The organism is Fictibacillus macauensis ZFHKF-1 (assembly GCF_000269865.1).
Lineage (GTDB): Bacteria > Bacillota > Bacilli > Bacillales > Fictibacillaceae > Fictibacillus_C > Fictibacillus_C macauensis.
In genome coordinates this window covers 138,119-156,621 of the sequence record NZ_AKKV01000027.1, presented here as the reverse complement: position 1 = coordinate 156,621, position 18,503 = coordinate 138,119, and the positions used below count along the sequence as shown (strand labels likewise).

Annotated in this window: 16 protein-coding genes; all 16 read right to left on the bottom strand. The window is 40.8% G+C overall.

Going from position 1 to position 18,503, the window contains the following annotated elements:
* Positions 1 to 84 precede the first annotated feature (84 nt).
* The 16 genes from dpaB to A374_RS12480 all read right to left on the bottom strand — a co-directional run bounded on the left by dpaB (position 85) and on the right by A374_RS12480 (position 18,476).
* Complete coding sequence (gene dpaB, locus A374_RS12555) at positions 85 to 678, bottom strand: dipicolinate synthase subunit B (protein WP_007202590.1); 594 nt, start codon at positions 676 to 678, stop codon at positions 85 to 87.
* Complete coding sequence (gene dpaA / locus A374_RS12550; RefSeq protein WP_007202589.1) at positions 668 to 1,564, bottom strand: dipicolinic acid synthetase subunit A; 897 nt, start codon at positions 1,562 to 1,564, stop codon at positions 668 to 670. The genes dpaB and dpaA overlap by 11 nt, the downstream gene beginning before the upstream one ends.
* Positions 1,565 to 1,835: 271 nt before the next feature.
* Positions 1,836 to 3,074, bottom strand: coding sequence for a M16 family metallopeptidase (locus A374_RS12545; RefSeq protein ID WP_007202588.1), 1,239 nt, complete (start codon positions 3,072 to 3,074; stop codon positions 1,836 to 1,838).
* 86 nt (positions 3,075 to 3,160) lie between these two features.
* Entirely contained in the window at positions 3,161 to 4,144 is a 984-nt protein-coding gene (locus A374_RS12540) for a polysaccharide deacetylase family protein (protein WP_007202587.1), read from the bottom strand.
* A 126-nt stretch (positions 4,145 to 4,270) separates the two neighbouring features.
* The gene (gene pnp, locus A374_RS12535; protein ID WP_007202586.1) at positions 4,271 to 6,388 is read right to left on the bottom strand and encodes a polyribonucleotide nucleotidyltransferase; all 2,118 of its coding nucleotides are present in this window, start codon (positions 6,386 to 6,388) and stop codon (positions 4,271 to 4,273) included.
* A 182-nt stretch (positions 6,389 to 6,570) separates the two neighbouring features.
* Entirely contained in the window at positions 6,571 to 6,840 is a 270-nt protein-coding gene (rpsO, locus tag A374_RS12530) for a 30S ribosomal protein S15 (protein WP_007202585.1), read from the bottom strand.
* Between the two features lie 103 nt (positions 6,841 to 6,943).
* Positions 6,944 to 7,921, bottom strand: a complete 978-nt coding sequence (gene ribF / locus A374_RS12525; protein ID WP_007202584.1) for a bifunctional riboflavin kinase/FAD synthetase — start codon at positions 7,919 to 7,921, stop codon at positions 6,944 to 6,946.
* Between the two features lie 24 nt (positions 7,922 to 7,945).
* Complete coding sequence (gene truB, locus A374_RS12520) at positions 7,946 to 8,866, bottom strand: tRNA pseudouridine(55) synthase TruB (RefSeq protein ID WP_007202583.1); 921 nt, start codon at positions 8,864 to 8,866, stop codon at positions 7,946 to 7,948.
* A gap of 64 nt (positions 8,867 to 8,930) precedes the next feature.
* Entirely contained in the window at positions 8,931 to 9,296 is a 366-nt protein-coding gene (gene rbfA, locus A374_RS12515; protein ID WP_007202582.1) for a 30S ribosome-binding factor RbfA, read from the bottom strand.
* A gap of 25 nt (positions 9,297 to 9,321) precedes the next feature.
* Entirely contained in the window at positions 9,322 to 9,600 is a 279-nt protein-coding gene (locus tag A374_RS12510) for a DUF503 domain-containing protein (RefSeq protein WP_007202581.1), read from the bottom strand.
* Positions 9,597 to 11,822, bottom strand: coding sequence for a translation initiation factor IF-2 (infB, locus tag A374_RS12505; protein WP_007202580.1), 2,226 nt, complete (start codon positions 11,820 to 11,822; stop codon positions 9,597 to 9,599). Before infB ends, A374_RS12510 begins: the two co-directional genes overlap by 4 nt.
* 19 nt (positions 11,823 to 11,841) lie before the next feature.
* A complete protein-coding gene (locus tag A374_RS12500) occupies positions 11,842 to 12,141 on the bottom strand; it encodes a YlxQ family RNA-binding protein (RefSeq protein WP_007202579.1) in 300 nt (99 codons plus the stop codon).
* Complete coding sequence (gene rnpM / locus A374_RS12495; protein ID WP_007202578.1) at positions 12,138 to 12,407, bottom strand: RNase P modulator RnpM; 270 nt, start codon at positions 12,405 to 12,407, stop codon at positions 12,138 to 12,140. Before rnpM ends, A374_RS12500 begins: the two co-directional genes overlap by 4 nt.
* 22 nt (positions 12,408 to 12,429) lie before the next feature.
* Positions 12,430 to 13,545 (bottom strand): transcription termination factor NusA, encoded by a 1,116-nt coding sequence (gene nusA, locus A374_RS12490; protein ID WP_007202577.1) that lies wholly within the window; start codon positions 13,543 to 13,545, stop codon positions 12,430 to 12,432.
* 21 nt (positions 13,546 to 13,566) lie between these two features.
* Positions 13,567 to 14,037 (bottom strand): ribosome maturation factor RimP, encoded by a 471-nt coding sequence (gene rimP, locus A374_RS12485; protein WP_007202576.1) that lies wholly within the window; start codon positions 14,035 to 14,037, stop codon positions 13,567 to 13,569.
* 143 nt (positions 14,038 to 14,180) lie between these two features.
* Positions 14,181 to 18,476, bottom strand: a complete 4,296-nt coding sequence (locus A374_RS12480; RefSeq protein WP_007202575.1) for a PolC-type DNA polymerase III — start codon at positions 18,474 to 18,476, stop codon at positions 14,181 to 14,183.
* Positions 18,477 to 18,503 lie beyond the last annotated feature (27 nt).

Genomic DNA, 18,503 nt, shown 5'->3' with positions numbered 1-18,503 from the left:
ATGTGTTTCTCTCCTTTTACATATAAGGTTATTTCACATTTTAACATACTTCCAGCTTCATAGCCCTATTTTTCAGCAATCATTTTAATGAGAATCATACATTCGCAACACGGGCTGAAGTTGCTGTCCTTCAAGAGCGGCTTCAATTGTTTCTACTACATAAGCCATATGTGCAACGAGCGAATTTTGCTTTTTCACATGATCGTCTTGACCAAATGGTACAAAATAAACATTTTTTGTAGATAGCAGGCGCATGATGTTTACGCCATTTAATCCAAGGCCATCATTTGTAGAAATGGCAAGAACAACTGGACAAACATTACGCATCGTTGCCTTCGCTGCCATAAGCACAGGTGAATCCGTCATAGCATTGGCAAATTTGCTGATGGAGTTTCCTGTTAATGGCGCAATCACCATGCAATCGAGCGGTGTTTTCGGACCAAAAGGCTCCGCATCGACAATCGAATCAATCGGCTTGATGCCCGTTACATCTTCAATTTTTTGCAACCAATCTGCACCTTCTCCAAAGCGTGTATCTGTTTTAGCAACAGTATGCGTAACAAAAGGCGTTACTTTCGCCCCCTCATTAATAAGACGCTCAATCTGTGGATAGACGTCACCATACGTACAATGCGAACCCGTCAAACCAAAACCGATATGTTTTCCTTTAACGTTCATCTCGCTGTCTCCTTTCATCCAACATAAGCTGCGCTAAGACTTTTCCTAGTATTTGCCCGGCTGTTTTTGGCGCGACAATGCCAGGAAGTCCTGGTGCTAGTAAGGCTTTAATGCCCCGCTTTTCCGCATATTTAAAATCCGTTCCACCCGGTTTGGAGGCCAGATCAATAATAAGCGTATGAGGTGGCAACTTGGAAATCACTTTAGAAGTTAAAATCAATGATGGAATCGTATTAATGCACACATCCGTTGTCGTCATCTCTTTTTCCAACTGATCAAGGTGAAACGGCGTTAAACCCATTTCACTAATACGCGCAAGATGTTCAGGTCTACGTGCCCCTACTTTTACTTTCGCTCCAAGCGCAGCAAACGCTCTAGCCACGCTCACTCCTACTCTCCCAAAACCAAGAATAGCAGTCGTTGATTGATGAATGGTCGTATCCGTATTTTGAATGACCATCATAATCGTACCTTCAGCGGTAGGAATGCTATTGTAGATGGCTACATCGTCTCGTTCAAAAAGTTGAATATGCTTTCTGCCACTTTCTTTTATAATGCCATCTAAATAGTCGTTAGTGATCCCTGAAAACACACAGCAATGTTGCGGTGTTTGTTGTAATTGCTGCACTGTTAATTGAATTTTTTTATTCGAAAAAATCGTATCTATTTCACCATGAGGTCCCGTAGCATTTACCGGAAGAATGATAAAATCTAACCGAGAAAAGTTCACTTCCGTTATCTCTGTTTTTGAAGCACCTGTAAATCCATGATCTAATTGATCAAAACCAATAAGAATCAGGTTCGCATCAAGCTGAGATAACTTCCTTATGACTTCCAGCTGTCTTGCATCGCCTCCTATTACGGCGACTTGACAATCTGTTAACATAATTCAAGCCCCTTTCTTTCCACCGTAACAAACAGGGGATCATTCTTTACAGTCGCAACACCATGTTATGTAACGACGTTTGTTCTGGTGACTCCGAGTTATGTTCCCACTGTTTACTACCGCTTTACATAAGCAGTATATTCGTGACGGTTAGAAAATGATTGAAAGATTTTATAAAAATACGCCCGTTTTACCGAAATGCTTCTGATCGCTTTTTGCACAAAAAAAACGAATGAAAGCGCCATATTTCGCGCATTCATTCGTTTTTACACTATTGCAATCGTTTAGGTAGCTCGCCTGTTGGACTTACTAATGAGGCCGAACAAGGTGTACTAAAGATTTGTCGTGCTAATGCATTGACGGACTCAACGGTCACTTCATCAATTAATCCCGTCATTTCATCAAGTGTACGATGACGATTTAAAATCAATTCATTTTTACCGTTACGGCTCATACGACTATTCGTACTTTCCAAGCTTAGCATTAAACTTCCTTTAATTTGCTCTTTTGAATTTAGCAATTCTTTTTCGGTAATTCCATTGTCTTTCAGATCATTTACAATTTTTTCAATCGTATCATATAATTCATCAAGTTGATGAGGAGCCGTACCTCCATAAATGGTAAAAAGACCATTATCGCGGTAAGCTGAGTGGTAAGAAAAGACGGAATAGGCTAAACCACGCTGTTCCCGCACTTCTTGGAATAAACGACTACTCATGCTAGAACCGAAGATGTTATTTAAGACAACTAATGAAAAAGAGGACGGATCTTTCAACGCAATACCAGGATACCCAAGACATAGATGGGCTTGCTCTGTTTCTTTCACACGCGCAATACGACCACTTGTAAAAGTAGGTGCTTGTAGTGGTGCATCACTCGCTTCACCTTGATAGGAACCAAATAATTCTTCAATTTCTTTAATAAAAGAATCATCGACATTTCCTGCTACTGAAACAACAACATTTTCAGGTGTATAATGGTGAGACATATACTCACGCAATGCATCCCCATTGAACGTATGCAACGTCTCTTCTGTACCGAGAATAGGATAAGCTAACGGATGATCTGTAAAGCTAGCACGACTTAACATATCGTGTACGATGTCATCGGGTGTGTCTTCGTACATTTTAATTTCTTCTAGCACGACATTTTTTTCTTTTAATAATTCTTGCTCATCAAACGTTGAATGAAAAAACATATCGCTTAAAACATCTAACGCACGCGGCGCATGCGTATCTAATACTTTTGCATAGTAACACGTATACTCTTTTGACGTAAATGCATTCACTTGACCGCCAATGCTATCAAATGACTCAGCAATTTCTCGCGCACTTCTCGTTTTCGTTCCCTTAAAGAACATATGCTCTAGAAAATGCGAAACACCATTGGTTGCGGGCACTTCAAAACGAGACCCCGTGCCAATCCACACGCCAATAGCTACAGAACGAACGGTCGGGATCTTTTCCAATACGACGCGAACGCCGTTTGGACATGTATGTTTAATTATCAAACTTGTTTCCTCCTAGCTGTATCACTCAATCGATCAACATTCTTAGGAACAATATACCATTAACCTCTCTATCATACAACCATCTCTCATTTCGTTCGCAAACGCTTTTCATCCATTAATTGCGTTACCGTTCCAATGCTATATCCTTTCGCTTTTATTCCTGTAATCATGCGTTCCATTCCTTTAGCCGTAGCCTCCGTTGGGTGCATTAAAATCATGGCACCCGGGTGAACTTTTCGCAAAACGCGCCCTACCATTTCATCTGCTTGGGGTTTTCGCCAATCGACGGTATCAACACTCCATAAAATCGTCTTCATTCCTAAACTGTTCGCTACGTTTACAACCTCATCGCGAAAACTTCCACTCGGTGGAGCAAACCAAACCGGTGTATGAGCCGCCCCCAGTGTTGCCGTAATAACTTGGTTTGTATTTTCCAGTTCTTCAGTAATTCGTTGCTTTGTTAATTTTTTTAAATCAGGATGTGTATACGCATGATTACCAATCTCATGCTGTTCATCAACAATCATTTTTGCTAAGCTTGGATTCTTTTTCACCCATGAACCATCTAAGAAAAAAGTCGAGGTGACATGATGTTTTTTCATCGTTTCAAGCAACAGCGGTAAGTATTCATTGCCCCATGCCACATTAACGAGTAGAGATACCATTGGCTTTTGTGGATTTCCTTTGTAAATGGGCGCAGGTGGTAAGTCTTTGAGTGAAACAGCTGGTGATGTTTGTCGAAGCACAAGCTTCTTTTCATCAAAGGTTTGTTCTTTTTTCATGTTTTTATAGGATGCTTCAACATCAAGAGAAAGACCATTATAACCAGGTATCGCTTTCCAAACAGGATCAATCACTGCATTCGTTGGCGGTTTATTCATAAGAGACGCTTTTTCTTGCAACGTTTGATATAAATCATCTTTATCTTTCGGTTGATTCATAACAGCTATGGCGAGTGTTTGTTCTTTTAACTCCTTTACATAAGCCGATGTAAACGGATTGTAAATACTAACGGCTGCTATGATCATAAGCGAAGCTAGTCCGCCTTTAACGAGCCATGATTTTTTCATACGAGTCCCCTCCCCGTATCACTATATGTACTATCACATCTCATTAGACCGTAAAGGAAAAAACACAAAGAAAAAAATCCGCTCCATAGACGATTGTCTACGATTCGGATTTTTTTAATAACGCTTTTAGTTTTGTTCTTGTTGCTCTTGTTCTTTCTTTTGTTCTTTAAGAACAACTTTTCTTGAAAGATTGACACGCCCTTGATTGTCAATTTCCATTACTTTCACTTTAATCATATCACCAAGTTTTACAACATCTTCAACTTTTCCGATGCGTTCTTCGGCAAGTTCTGAAATGTGCACGAGTCCATCTTTACCGCTAAACAGTTCAACAAACGCGCCAAATTTTTCAATGCGTTTTACTTTACCGTCATAATATTCGCCAACTTGTACTTCACGAACGAGATCAGCAATGATTTTTTCCGCTTGCTCGTTCATTTGTTGGTTACTAGATGCAATAAAGACCGTACCATCTTGTTCAATGTCAATTTTAACGCCTGTTTCTTCGATGATTTTATTAATCACTTTACCGCTCGGTCCAATAACATCACGAATTTTATCCGGGTTAATTTTCATTGTTAAAATTTTCGGAGCATATGTTGAAAGTTCACGACGTGGCTCAGCTAACGTTTGCATCATCGAAGAAAGTATGTGCATACGTCCTTCTTTTGCTTGTGTTAACGCCTGTTCAAGTATGTCACGATTGATTCCAGAGATCTTAATGTCCATTTGAAGTGCTGTAACACCTTGATCTGTACCAGCCACTTTAAAGTCCATATCGCCAAGGTGATCTTCCATGCCTTGAATATCTGTTAATACAGTAACATCTTCTCCGTCGCTTACGAGTCCCATCGCAATACCAGCAACAGGCGCTTTAATTGGCACACCTGCATCCATCATCGCTAATGTACTTGCACAAATACTTGCTTGAGAAGTCGAACCGTTAGATTCTAACACTTCTGAAACGAGACGAATGGTATAAGGGAATGACTCTTCTGAAGGAATCACCGCTTCTAATGCTCGTTCCCCAAGGGCACCGTGACCAATCTCACGACGGCCTGGTCCACGCATAAAGCCTGTTTCACCAACACTAAATGGCGGGAAGTTATATTGATGCATAAAGCGCTTAGACTCTTCAACACCAAGACCATCAAGTACTTGCACATCGCCTAGTGCACCTAATGTACAAACGCTAAGTGCTTGTGTTTGTCCACGCGTAAACAATCCTGATCCGTGTGTACGAGCCAATATGCTTACGTCAGAAGCTAGCGGACGAATTTCATCGACTTTACGACCATCTGGACGAATTTTATCTTTAAGAATCAGACGACGTACTTCTTTTTTAATGAGGGATTGAAGTGCTTCTTTCGCTTCTTCTACACGCTCTTCGTCTTCTTCTTCGTATTTTTCTACAACGCGCTGTTTAAGCGCATCTAGTGCGTCTTGACGTTTCTGTTTTTCGATCACAGAGACAGCATTTTTTAAATCATCTTCAACAAATGTTTGTACCGCTTGCAAAAGTTCTGGATCTAATTCATGAAGTTGAATGGTCATTTTTTCTTGACCTACTTCAGCAACGATTTTCTCTTGAAAAGCAATTAACTTTTTAATTTCTTCATGCGCAAACATAATGGCTTCAAGCATGACTTCTTCAGGAACTTCTTTCGCTCCTGCTTCTACCATGTTAATTGCTGCTTTCGTACCAGCAACTACAAGGTGAATATCACTTTTTTCATTTTGTTCAATCGTTGGATTGACGATAAATTCATTGTCAATACGACCAACTGTTACACCAGCAATCGGTCCTTCAAATGGAATGTTTGAAATAGAAAGTGCAACAGATGAACCGATCATGGCTGCCATTTCAGATGAACAGTTTTGATCTACACTCATTACTGTACTTACAACTTGCACCTCATTACGGAAACCATCTGCAAATAACGGACGGATTGGACGGTCAATGAGACGGCTTGCAAGGATCGCTTTTTCACTCGGACGACCTTCACGTTTAATGAAGCCGCCAGGAATTTTCCCAACTGCATAAAGACGCTCTTCATAGTTGACCGTTAGAGGAAAAAAGCTTAAATTTTTTGGTTCTTTTGAAGCAACAGCTGTAGATAATACGGCTGTATCTCCGTAACGGACAAGGACTGCACCGTTTGCTTGCTTAGCAAAGCTACCGATTTCAAATGACAGTTCACGACCTGCCCAGTCCATAGAAAAAATACGTTTCTCTTGTTCCATTTCTTCTGGTACTCCTCTCAACAGTAAAGCAATTATTTATTCTTTTATTATATCCTAAACTCCGTCTTCCTAAAAAGAAAAACTAGTTTCATTTCCAAAATTAAGGAACGTTTTAAACTCCCCATTTATGTAATGGTTTATTTACAGAAAAAAAGCGGGAAAGAAATTCCCGCTTTTTCCGATTATCGACGTAGTCCAAGCTTGTTAATAAGCTCGCGATAACGTGTAATATCTTTGTTGCGCAAGTACGTTAATAAGTTACGGCGCTTACCTACCATTTTCAAAAGGCCACGACGAGAGTGGTGGTCTTTCTTATGCGTACGCAAATGGTCATTTAGAGAGTTAATGTTCTCTGTAAGGATAGCAATCTGAACCTCTGGAGATCCAGTATCAAGATCATGAGTTTTGTACTCGCTGATCAGTTCGTTTTTACGTTCTTGTGTAATAGCCATCCTGTTCACCTCCTTCATTTTCAATCCCCGACAACTGAGCATGCGTCGGTGAGTCGCAATGCCAAGCAACGGTTCTTTATGTCTGTACATTAAAGTACAATTATTACATTAACTCTTTTTCATCAAGAATGCAAGAAGAAGCTTGCGTTTTATGAAAAAAAGTTAGCGCAGTTTCTTTGTCTTTTCCAATTTGTTCAATGAGTTCTTCCACGCCATTAAATTTCTTTTCACTACGAATTCTCTGATGCCATGTAACTTCAACATGCTTGCCGTAAATGTTTTTTTGGAAATGAAACAAATGTACTTCAATGGACGGTTCTCGAACACCAGCAAAGGTAGGTTTCGTTCCGATGTTGGCCACGCCATGATACTCCGTACCATCGACGGTCGCTGACACTACGTATACCCCATTTGCAGGAATCATATAGCCGTCTGTTTCCCCGATATTAGCTGTTGGGAAGCCAAGTGACGTTCCTCGGCTTTCTCCATGAACGACGATACCTGTAATCGTATACGGACGTCCCAAGTACGAAGGTATGTCCGACACATCTCCATGTTGAAGTAAGGAGCGAATCAGTGTCGAACTTACTTTTTGTTCGTTCATTTCTAACTTTTCAATGACGGTTTGTGAAAAAGCCCCTGCTGCTTTTTCTGCCATCATCGCCATGTCCCCTTTACCGAATTGACCAAATCGATAATCAAATCCAGCGACAACATGATGAACGTTTAACCCAATTAAGTATTGGTCGATAAATTCTTCAGGAAGTAACGCTGCAAAAGACGGCGTAAACTCAACAACGTAAAAAAGATCCACGCCCATTTCTTCCAAGAGCTTTTTTTTCATCGCAAGCGGTGTAATGTATGAAACATGCGCTTGTTTCTTTCCTAAAACGACCGATGGGTGAGGATGAAAGCTCATAACGGCAGACACTGCATCTTCTTGCTTAGCAAGAGCAATCGCCGTATCGATGACTTTGCGATGTCCTTTATGGATGCCATCAAAATACCCAAGCGCCATGACCGTTCGAGGTTGTTCATGTTTCATCATTTGTAGAGGATGCGATAACGTTATAGTTTTCAAAAATCCACCTTCTAACTCTTTCCGTTAGTCAACGGCTAACACTTTTTCTGGTTTCATCATATCCGGCTTGTCTGGATGAACTTTATACAACGCCAAACATGTACCGTTTTTATTATAAACGCCAAACGGACTTTTTTGCACCTCTTTTGGTAGAGGCAATACCGAACCGTTACGCACTTTCGCTTCTGTTTCTTCATCCACCGTAATACGCCCAAAATGAGCAATTGCTGTTTCAAGTGGCAGTAATAACGCTTCTTTTTGATCTGCTGCTATTCTTTCTTCAATTTCTTCAAAAGTGAGGCAATCCTCCAGCTTAAAGGGACCTGAAGATGTTCTACGCAGGTGAGACATATGGGCAGGATAACCTAATGCTTTCCCCATATCAACTGCTAACGTACGAATGTACGTTCCTTTTGAACAAGATACAAAAAAAGAAAAGGTTGGATCCGGTCCAGGTAGATGAGACGCAGTTGTTGTTACAGACAATTCAAAAATAGTTGCTTGCCGGACTGGTCGCTCCACTTCTATCCCTTCACGAGCGTATTGATAAAGCTTTTTGCCATTTACTTTTACAGCCGAATACATTGGTGGTACTTGTTTAATTTCCCCTACGAACGAGGAAGCTACCCGCACTACATCTACAAGCTCAAGGCCCTCAGGTACAGATTGCTCTTCTACCTTTTCACCATGAGCGTCTTCTGTCGTTGTAGACCATCCAACCGTCACTTCTGCTTCATAAGCTTTCGGATAATCAGACATATATTGCGCCACTTTGGTCGCTCGGCCAATGCAAATTGGTAGGACTCCCGATACTTCTGGATCAAGTGTCCCAGTATGGCCTACCTTTTTTGTTTTCAATAACTTTCGTAACCGCGCCACACAATCATGCGACGTCATGCCTGCTGGTTTTAATAACGGTAAAATCCCTTGAAGCTGCTCCGCCATGTTTACATATACCACCCTTTATTTAACCTCATGAAAAAGAAAAGACAGACAAACCAATGCCTGTCTATCTTTGTTCTTGATCATCGTCCGGAGCTTTTAAGTCCGTAAGCAATGATTCGATTTTACTTCCGTATGCGATCGATTCATCGAATTTAAACGAAATTTCCGGTGTTTTACGCAAGCGAATGCGTTTACCAATTTCTGTACGAATAAACCCTGACGCTTTTGCTAATCCACGGAGTGTTTGTTCCTTTTGATCGTCATTTCCAAACACAGAAATATAGACTGTTGCTTGTTGAAGATCACCAGTTACTTCTACACCTGTTACTGTAACAAACCCAATACGGGGATCTTTTAGCTTGCGGCCGATAATATCGCCAAGCTCTTTTTTCATTTGTTCGCCAATACGATTGGAGCGAATGCCACTCATTGTCTGCACCCCGTTTCTTTCTAACTTATAACCACTCGATGTCTGCTCTTGTTACTTCAAGCTCAACAAAGCTACTAATAAATTTAACGGCTTTTTGAAGCTCTTGCTCAACGATCACTTTATCTTTAGAAATCGAAACAATACCAAGTTCTGCGCGTTGCCATAAATCATGATAATTCAATTCTGAGACAGCAAGGTTATGATGCTGTCTCAGTCTTTGAATGATTTTTTTTAGTAGCGAGCGCTTTTCTTTTAGTGAATGCGATTCGTAAATAAAGCACTCAACGGTGAGCAATCCAATCATGTACGAGCGATTTCTTCCATGATGTAGGCTTCAATTACATCGCCTTCTTTAATATCATTAAATTTCTCTAAAGTTATACCACACTCATAGCCTGTGTTAACTTCTTTTGCATCGTCTTTAAAACGTTTTAATGCGTCGATTTTTCCTTCGTAAATGACAACACCATCACGAATAAGACGAACGGTAGAATCACGTGTGACTTTACCTTCTGTAACGTAACAACCAGCAATTGTTCCTACTTTTGAAACTTTAAAGGTAGTACGAACTTCAACTTGACCGATTACTTTTTCAGCAAATTCTGGATCAAGCATTCCTTTCATTGCTGATTCAATTTCTTCAATTACGTTGTAGATAATGCGGTGTAAACGAACGTCTACTTTTTCCGCTTCTGCTGTACGTTTAGCGTTATTATCTGGACGAACGTTAAATCCGATAATGATTGCGTTAGATGCGGAGGCTAAAATAATATCAGACTCAGTAATCGCACCTACACCTGTATGAAGGATTTTAACTTTTACGCCTTCTACTTCGATTTTGCGAAGAGACCCAGCGAGTGCTTCCGCAGAACCTTGAACGTCAGCTTTAATGATGACATTAATTTCTTTAATGTCGCCTTCTTTAATTTGGTTGAATAGATCTTCCAAATTCAATTTAGAGCTTTCTTTACGTTGTGCTTCTTGTTGTTTTTTCGAACGAGCTTCACCAATTTGGCGGGCTTTTTTCTCATCAACAAACACCATGAATTGATCACCAGCTTGTGGCACTTCATTTAAGCCTGTAATTTCTACCGGCGTTGAAGGTCCTGCTGTTTTCACACGACGACCAAGGTCATTGACCATCGCACGCACGCGACCAAATGTGTTTCCGACAACGATCGGGTCCCCGACATTTAACGTTCCGTTTTGAACAAGAAGGGTTGCAACTGATCCACGACCTTTATCAAGCTCCGCTTCAATAACCGTTCCTTGTGCAGCACGATTCGGATTCGCTTTAAGTTCTTCCACTTCTGAAACTAACTGAATCATTTCAATCAAGTCATCGATTCCGTCGCCTTTTAACGCCGAAACGCTCACAAAGATTGTATCGCCGCCCCAATCTTCTGGAATCAGACCATGCTCCGTTAATTCTTGCATCACACGATCAGGATTCGCACTTTCTTTATCCATTTTGTTAACAGCTACGATAATAGGTACTTCAGCCGCTTTCGCATGGTTAATCGCTTCAACGGTTTGAGGCATAACGCCATCGTCAGCTGCAACGACAAGAATTGTAATATCCGTTACTTGTGCTCCACGCGCACGCATTGTCGTAAAGGCCGCATGTCCTGGTGTATCTAAGAAGGTAATTTTCTTACCCTTATCTTCAATTTGGTAAGCTCCGATATGCTGTGTAATTCCACCAGCTTCACTCGCTGTTACTTTCGTGTTACGAATGGAGTCAAGCAGCGTTGTTTTTCCGTGGTCAACGTGACCCATAATCGTAACAACTGGCGGACGAGTTTGTAAATCTTCCTCTTTATCTGCATTTTCATATGCTTCAAATTCAGTTTCATCGATGATGATTTCTTCTTCTACCTCTACGCCATAGTCGCCCGCAATGAGTTCAATGGATTCTTTATCAAGCTCTTGGTTAATCGTAGCCATTACCCCAAGAAACATAAGTTTTTTAATGATTTCAGATGGTTCTTTCGTTAGTTTTTTAGCCAGTTCACTAACGGTAAGCGTATCTGTAAATGTAATCTTCGTCGGCATTACTGGAGCCGGTTTCGGCTGTGGTGGTGCCGCTGGTGTTTTTGCACGATTGTTGTTGCGGTTGTTATTATTTTTGTTGTTTTTATTTCCTGCGTTGTTAGTGTTACGGTTTCCTGGTTTGCCACCTTTTTGGTTTGCTTTCCCCTGGTTACCACCTTTAGCTGGTGTTGCATTCGTCGTCTTTTTAGCTGTATCGTCTTTTTTTATTTTCATAGTATTCTCTTTTTTACTCTCTTTTTTATTTTCGGCTTTATTTACATTGGATGTGTTCTTTTTCTGTTCTATTGTCTGTTTCTCCTCTGGCTTTTGACTTTTGGGTTGATACGCGTCATTCAATCTACGGATAGCGTCTTCGTCGATCACGGACATGTGATTGGATACATCGACGTTCATTGTCTTAAGTTTATCAATAATATCCTTGCTTTGAACATTTTGTTTTTTTGCATATTCATATACGCGCATTTTACTCATATGTTCACCCCCGATTGGTTTAATCAAGCAAAGTTTTTAACTTTTTCGTAAACCCTTCATCGGTTACGGCTACGGCGACCCTATAATCTTTGCCGACGGCGTTTCCGAGGCTGTAGCGGTCTTCTACCCATTTCACCGGTACGTTGTAATACGTACACTTATCTGTCATTTTCTTTTTTGTATTGGAAGAAGCATCACTAGATACTAAAACAAGTCTTGCCTTTTGTCGTTGAATGGCTTTAATGACAAGCTCTTCTCCTGTAATGCACTTCCCCGCCCGATTTGCTAATCCTAGTAACGATTGCCATTTACTATTCATCCTTGTGATCGGCTTCCTTTTTCTAGCTGTTCAAAAACGGTATCTGGAACGGCTACTTTTAGCTGATTGCTTAAGCTTCCTTTCTTTTTTGCAAGAGTGAAGCAAGCTGTATCGTTGCATAAGTAAGCTCCTCTACCTGATTTTTTTCCAGTAAGATCAACGAAGACCTCTCCTTCAGGGGAGCGCACGACGCGAATTAGTTCTTTCTTTTCTTTCATTTCTTGGCAAGCAACACATTTCCGCATAGGAATTTTTCGGGTTTTCACCGGTCACACCACCCTAATTTCTTTACATGTCTTCTTTAACTTCTGAGTAGCTATGTGCTTCTTCCATTTCTTCTACTGCTTCGCCACCATGATATACGCCAGCTTCTTCAGCATCCGTTTGACTCTTAATATCAATCTTCCAACCTGTCAATTTCGCTGCTAGACGCGCATTTTGACCGCGTTTTCCAATGGCCAAGCTAAGTTGATAATCTGGAACGATGACTGTTGTCATTTTTTCTTCTTCATTAACGATCACTTCAAGAACTTTTGCCGGACTCAAAGCATTTGCTACGTAAACAACAGGGTCTTCAGACCAACGAACAATATCAATTTTTTCACCGTTTAGTTCGTTTACAATCGTTTGAACACGACCGCCTTTTTGACCTACACATGATCCAACTGGATCTACTTCTGGGTCTTGCGCATGAACGGCAATTTTTGAACGATCGCCCGCTTCACGAGCAATGGACTTCACTTCAACTGTTCCATCATAAATTTCAGGAACTTCAAGCTCAAACAAGCGCTTTAATAGGCCTGGGTGTGTTCTTGAAACGAGAATTTGTGGTCCTTTTGTTGTTTTTTCTACTTTCGTAATGAACACTTTAATTCTGTCATTTGTTGTATACTTTTCGCCAGGCATTTGCTCAGCAGCTGGCAATAATGCCTCAACGCGACCTAAATTCACATAAATGTAGCGATGATCTTGACGCTGAACAACACCGGTAATAATATCTTCTTCGCGGTCAATAAATTCTGAAAATATAATGCCTCGCTCTGCTTCTCGCACACGTTGCGTGACCACTTGTTTCGCTGTCTGTGCGGCAATACGACCAAAGTCGCGCGGCGTTACTTCTAGCTCTACAATATCTTCAAGTTCGTATTGTGGATTGATTTTTTGCGCTTCCTCAACAGATAGTTCTTGACGTGGATCTTCCACTGTTTCCACTACATTTTTCCGTGCATAAACACGAATGCTGCCTGTTGTTGTATTGAAGTCTACACGCACATTTTGTGCTTGGTGAAAGTTACGTTTATAAGCAGAAATTAGCGCCGCTTCAATTGCTTCAATCAAAACATCCTTGCTAATTCCTTTTTCTTTTTCTAAAAATGTCAGTGCATCTAATAGCTCGCTACTCATCCATCTTCTCCCCTTTATTCATTAAAACACAACGGCAAGTCTTGCACTTGCTACTTTGTTATATGGCAATTCGACGGTCGTTTGTCGTGTTTTCACTTTCATGTTCAGTGTCACAGTTTCACCATCAAATGCTACTAGGATGCCTTCGAATTCTTTTGCGCCATGAATAGGCTCATACATTTTCATATGAACGTTTTTGCCGACTGCTTTCGTCACATCTTCTGGTTTTTTCAAAGGACGCTCGACTCCTGGTGAAGAGACTTCTAAAAAGTAGGCTTGCTCAATGGGATCACTAGCATCCAACTGTTCACTTAAACGCTCACTTACCGTTCCACAGTCTTCAATATCTACGCCTGTTTCACTATCAATAAATACGCGGAGGAACCAGTTCTTACCTTCTTTTACAAACTCAATATCTACTAAGTCTAATTGTAAGTCCTCCACAATCGGAAGCACAAGCTTCTCAACAGCTTCCGTTACCTTGCTGCTCATAGGAATCCTCCCTTCAACGATCAATCCTTTTCCTAAACGAAACGAAAGAGTGGGTTTCCCCACTCTTTCCCTAGAAAGGTATTCATAAGTATTTCCAAATTTACTATATCATAATCTTTCCAACATTGCAACTGACCATCCAACTAGAAAAGAGAGAGCTGATTCGCCTCTGGCATGCCGGCTAAGCAGCCTTGTTCGTCTAGATAATCAATGATGGTTTTCGATAAACGCGCCCGTTGTTGGAGATCTTCTTTTGATAGAAATTCACCATCTTCACGCGCCTTTACAATATTAAGGGCAGCGTTCGTTCCTAAGCCAGCAATGGAGTTAAATGGCGGAATTAAACGGTCACCCTCCACTAAAAACTCACTAGCACTCGAACGATATAAATCTACTTTATCAAAAGCATAGCCACGCTCACACATTTCCAACGCTAATTCCAGAACGGTTTGCAAGTTTTTCTCTTTCGTTGATGCCTCTAACCCTTTTGAAGTAATCTCTTCTATTTTCGTGCGAATCGCTGCTGATCCTCGCGTCATGGAGGAAATATCAAAATCGTCAGCTCGGACCGTAAAGTACGCAGCATAAAATAAAATGGGGTAATGAACTTTAAAGAACGCAATCCGCACGGCCATGAGTACATAGGCTGCGGCATGGGCTTTCGGGAACATATATTTAATTTTTAAACACGAGCCAATATACCAATCTGGTACATTGTTCTTTTTCATTTCCTCGACCCATTCAGCAATTAACCCTTTCCCTTTACGAACACTTTCCATAATTTTAAAAGCTAATGAAGGTTCAAGGCCTTTATAAATTAAATACACCATAATATCATCACGACAACCGATTACGTCCTTCAGCTCACACGTACCATCGGCAATTAATTCATTGGCATTGTTTAGCCAGACATCTGTACCGTGAGACAAGCCAGAAATTTGCACGAGCTCTGAAAACGTACTTGGTTTCGTCTCTTCAAGCATTTGTCGCACAAATTTCGTACCAAACTCTGGAATACCGAGCGTCCCGGTTTTACACATAATTTGATCTTCTGTCACACCTAGTACGTCTGGACTTGAAAAGATTTTCATCACTTCTTGATCAGAAGCAGGGATTGTTTTCGGATCAATTCCACTCAAATCTTGAAGCATCCGAATAACAGTAGGATCATCGTGACCAAGAATATCAAGCTTTAACAAGTTATCATGGATAGAATGAAAGTCAAAATGCGTTGTGCGCCACTCTGACGTTTTATCATCAGCCGGAAATTGAATCGGGCAAAAATCATAAATATCCATATAATCTGGAACTACGATAATGCCCCCTGGATGCTGACCGGTTGTTCGTTTAACACCGGTACACCCAGATACTAAGCGATCAACTTCTGCAGATCGGAAATGAATGTTATGATCTGATCCATATCCTTTTACATAGCCATACGCAGTTTTTTCTGCCACGGTTCCGATCGTTCCAGCACGATACACGTACTCTTCTCCGAAAAGCTCTTTCGTATAATTATGAGCACGCGGTTGATATTCACCTGAAAAGTTCAAATCGATATCAGGTACTTTATCCCCTTTAAAGCCTAGGAACGTTTCAAATGGAATATCTTGACCATCTTTTACATACAAGATGCCACACTCTGGACATTCTTTATCCGGCAAGTCAAAGCCTGAACCAATCGAACCATCGTCAAAAAATGTCGATTGTTTACATTCTGGACAAACGTAATGTGGCGGTAGAGGATTCACTTCCGTTATTTCTGTCATCGTTGCCACAAAGGACGAACCGACCGATCCCCGTGAACCTACTAAGTAACCATCTATTAACGATTTTTTTACAAGTTTATGGGAAATTAAATAAATAACGGCAAAACCATGGCCAATGATACTATTTAATTCTTTTTCTAAGCGTTTCTCTACAATATCAGGTAGCTCTTCACCATAAATACTGCGCGCCATGCTATAACTCATATTACGTACATCTTCTTCTGCACCTGGAATTTTGGGCGTATACAAGTCATCTGGAATCGGCTTTACTTCCTCTATAAGAGAGGCTATTTTTTGCGTATTTTCCACAACGACTTTTTTCGCCTTTTCTTCTCCCAAGAAAGAAAAGCAAGCTAGCATTTCATCTGTGCTGCGAAAATGGACACTCGGTAACTGCTGTCGATTAAGCGGATTGGCTCCACCTTGACTAGAAATTAAGATTTTGCGATAGATGGCATCGTTTGGCTCTAAATAATGGACATTCCCTGTCGCTACAACAGGCTTACCTAATTTTTCGCCAAGCTTTACGATATTTTTTAGGATTTCCCGTAAAGCCATCTCATCTTGAATAAGCTCGCGCTCAATTAAATGATAGTAATTCGAAGGCGGTTGAATTTCAAGATAATCATAAAACTTCGCAATCTCTTCCACTTCTTGCGGTGCTTTTTGCATCATACCTTCAAATACTTCACCTTTATCACAACCAGAACCAATTAATAGCCCCTCGCGATATTTAGCAAGACGCGATCGCGGAATACGCGGCGTTCTATAGTAATAGTTCAGATGCGATTCTGATACGAGATGATAAAGGTTTTTTAAGCCTTGTTGTGTTTGCGCAAACAAGATGCAGTGAGAAGGTCGACTTCTCATATAGCCACCTTGTCCCATATTTTCATTTAATTGATCATGATATTCTACGCCTTTTTGGAACGCTTCTTTTAATAGCTTCCATAATAAGTAGCCTGTTGCTTCGGCATCATAAATAGCGCGGTGATGCTGTGTAAGTTCTATATCAAACTTCTTACATAACGTATTTAAGCGATGATTTTTTAATTCTGGCAGTATAAAGCGCGCCAGTTCTAGCGTATCAACGACTGGGTTTTTCGCCTCAGGAATACTACATTTTCGAAAGCCTTCATTCAAAAAGCCCATGTCAAAGCTTGCGTTATGCGCGACTAACGTATCATCACCAATAAACGTATGAAAGTCTTTTAAGACGTCTTCAATTTCCGGTGCATTTTGTACCATATCATCGGTAATGCCTGTCAAATTAATTGTCGTATCCGATAACGGTTCATGTGGATTAGCGAACGCTTCAAAACGGTCGATAATTTCACCGTTATGAATTTTTACAGCTGCAAGCTCTATAATTTTATTATAAACGGCCGAAAGACCCGTTGTTTCTACGTCAAATACAACATACGTTTCATCGCTTAACAAACGATGCTGCTCATTATAGGCAATTGGAACACCGTCATCGACTAGGTTTGCTTCTAATCCATATAACACTTTTATGCCGTTTTTCTTGCCGGCATTATACGCTTCTGGGAAAGATTGCACGACCGCATGATCGGTAATGGCTACCGCTTCATGCCCCCATTTTGCCGCTTGGGCAATCAAGCGCGAAGCACTGCTCACTGCATCCATTTGACTCATCGGTGTATGCAAGTGAAGTTCGACCCGTTTTTCCCCTTCTGGTGCCGTATCACTCCGCGTAATCGCCGCTACTTCATTGACATCGTTTGCTATCATTACAAGATCACGAACGAACGTATCGTTTTGAATGCCGCCACGTACTTTGACCCATAGGCCTTTTTTCACTGCATTTAAAATAGGCACATCTTCTTTATCACGTGAGAACATCTTAACCATAATAGAATCTGTATAATCGGTAATTTTAAAGGTTAATAACGTTCGACCACTGCGAAGTTCCCGTGTTTCAGCATCAAATACATAGCCTTGCACCGTAACGCGTCGCTCTTCATCTTGAATCGTTTCAATCGGAACAGGTTCATCTTGAATTTTATAACCAATCGTAACGGTTTCTGGCATCGCAGCGGCCACTTTTTGATCTTGTTTTTCTTTCTCAATAAGAGCCGCTAACACTTTATCGGCATCTTCTTGTTTTTTCTGCGCTACAAATTTCTGAAATGCTTCTTCGCTATGCTTAATTTCAAAATCAAACGAAATGCCTTGTAAGCCGAAGGAAGCATAAGAAGCAGGAATTGCACTCGCTAGTTTTCGTTTCATCAATAAGCCTTCTGCTTCATTACGCGCTGTTAAAATGAGTTTCTTACCTTCTACTTTTGGTGTTTGCTCTTGTAAAACTTGCGCTAATGAATGAGCAATCTCTTTAATGTTTTGGTAGCATAACGGCCAATAAGCGAGGATGTCTTCCTCATTAAACGTCGCTTGTTTTGACGTAATCGAAAACGAAACTTTTGCAATATGTTGAAAAGCTTGCTGTAACTTAGCAGTAAATAATTGATGTACATTTGCTGGCATGAGCTGTTGCACTAAAAAATAAAATTGCCAGCTGCGATCACTTTTATCAATTGCGAGTTTTTGAACGCTTCCTTCTTGAACGTATTTGCGAAGATCCTCGGGAAAACCGATTTGATCTAGCAATAATACAAAGCGTTCCCGTCTTACATGCTCGTCACGATTCATATGAAACCTCCTTGCAACAAGAAAGGG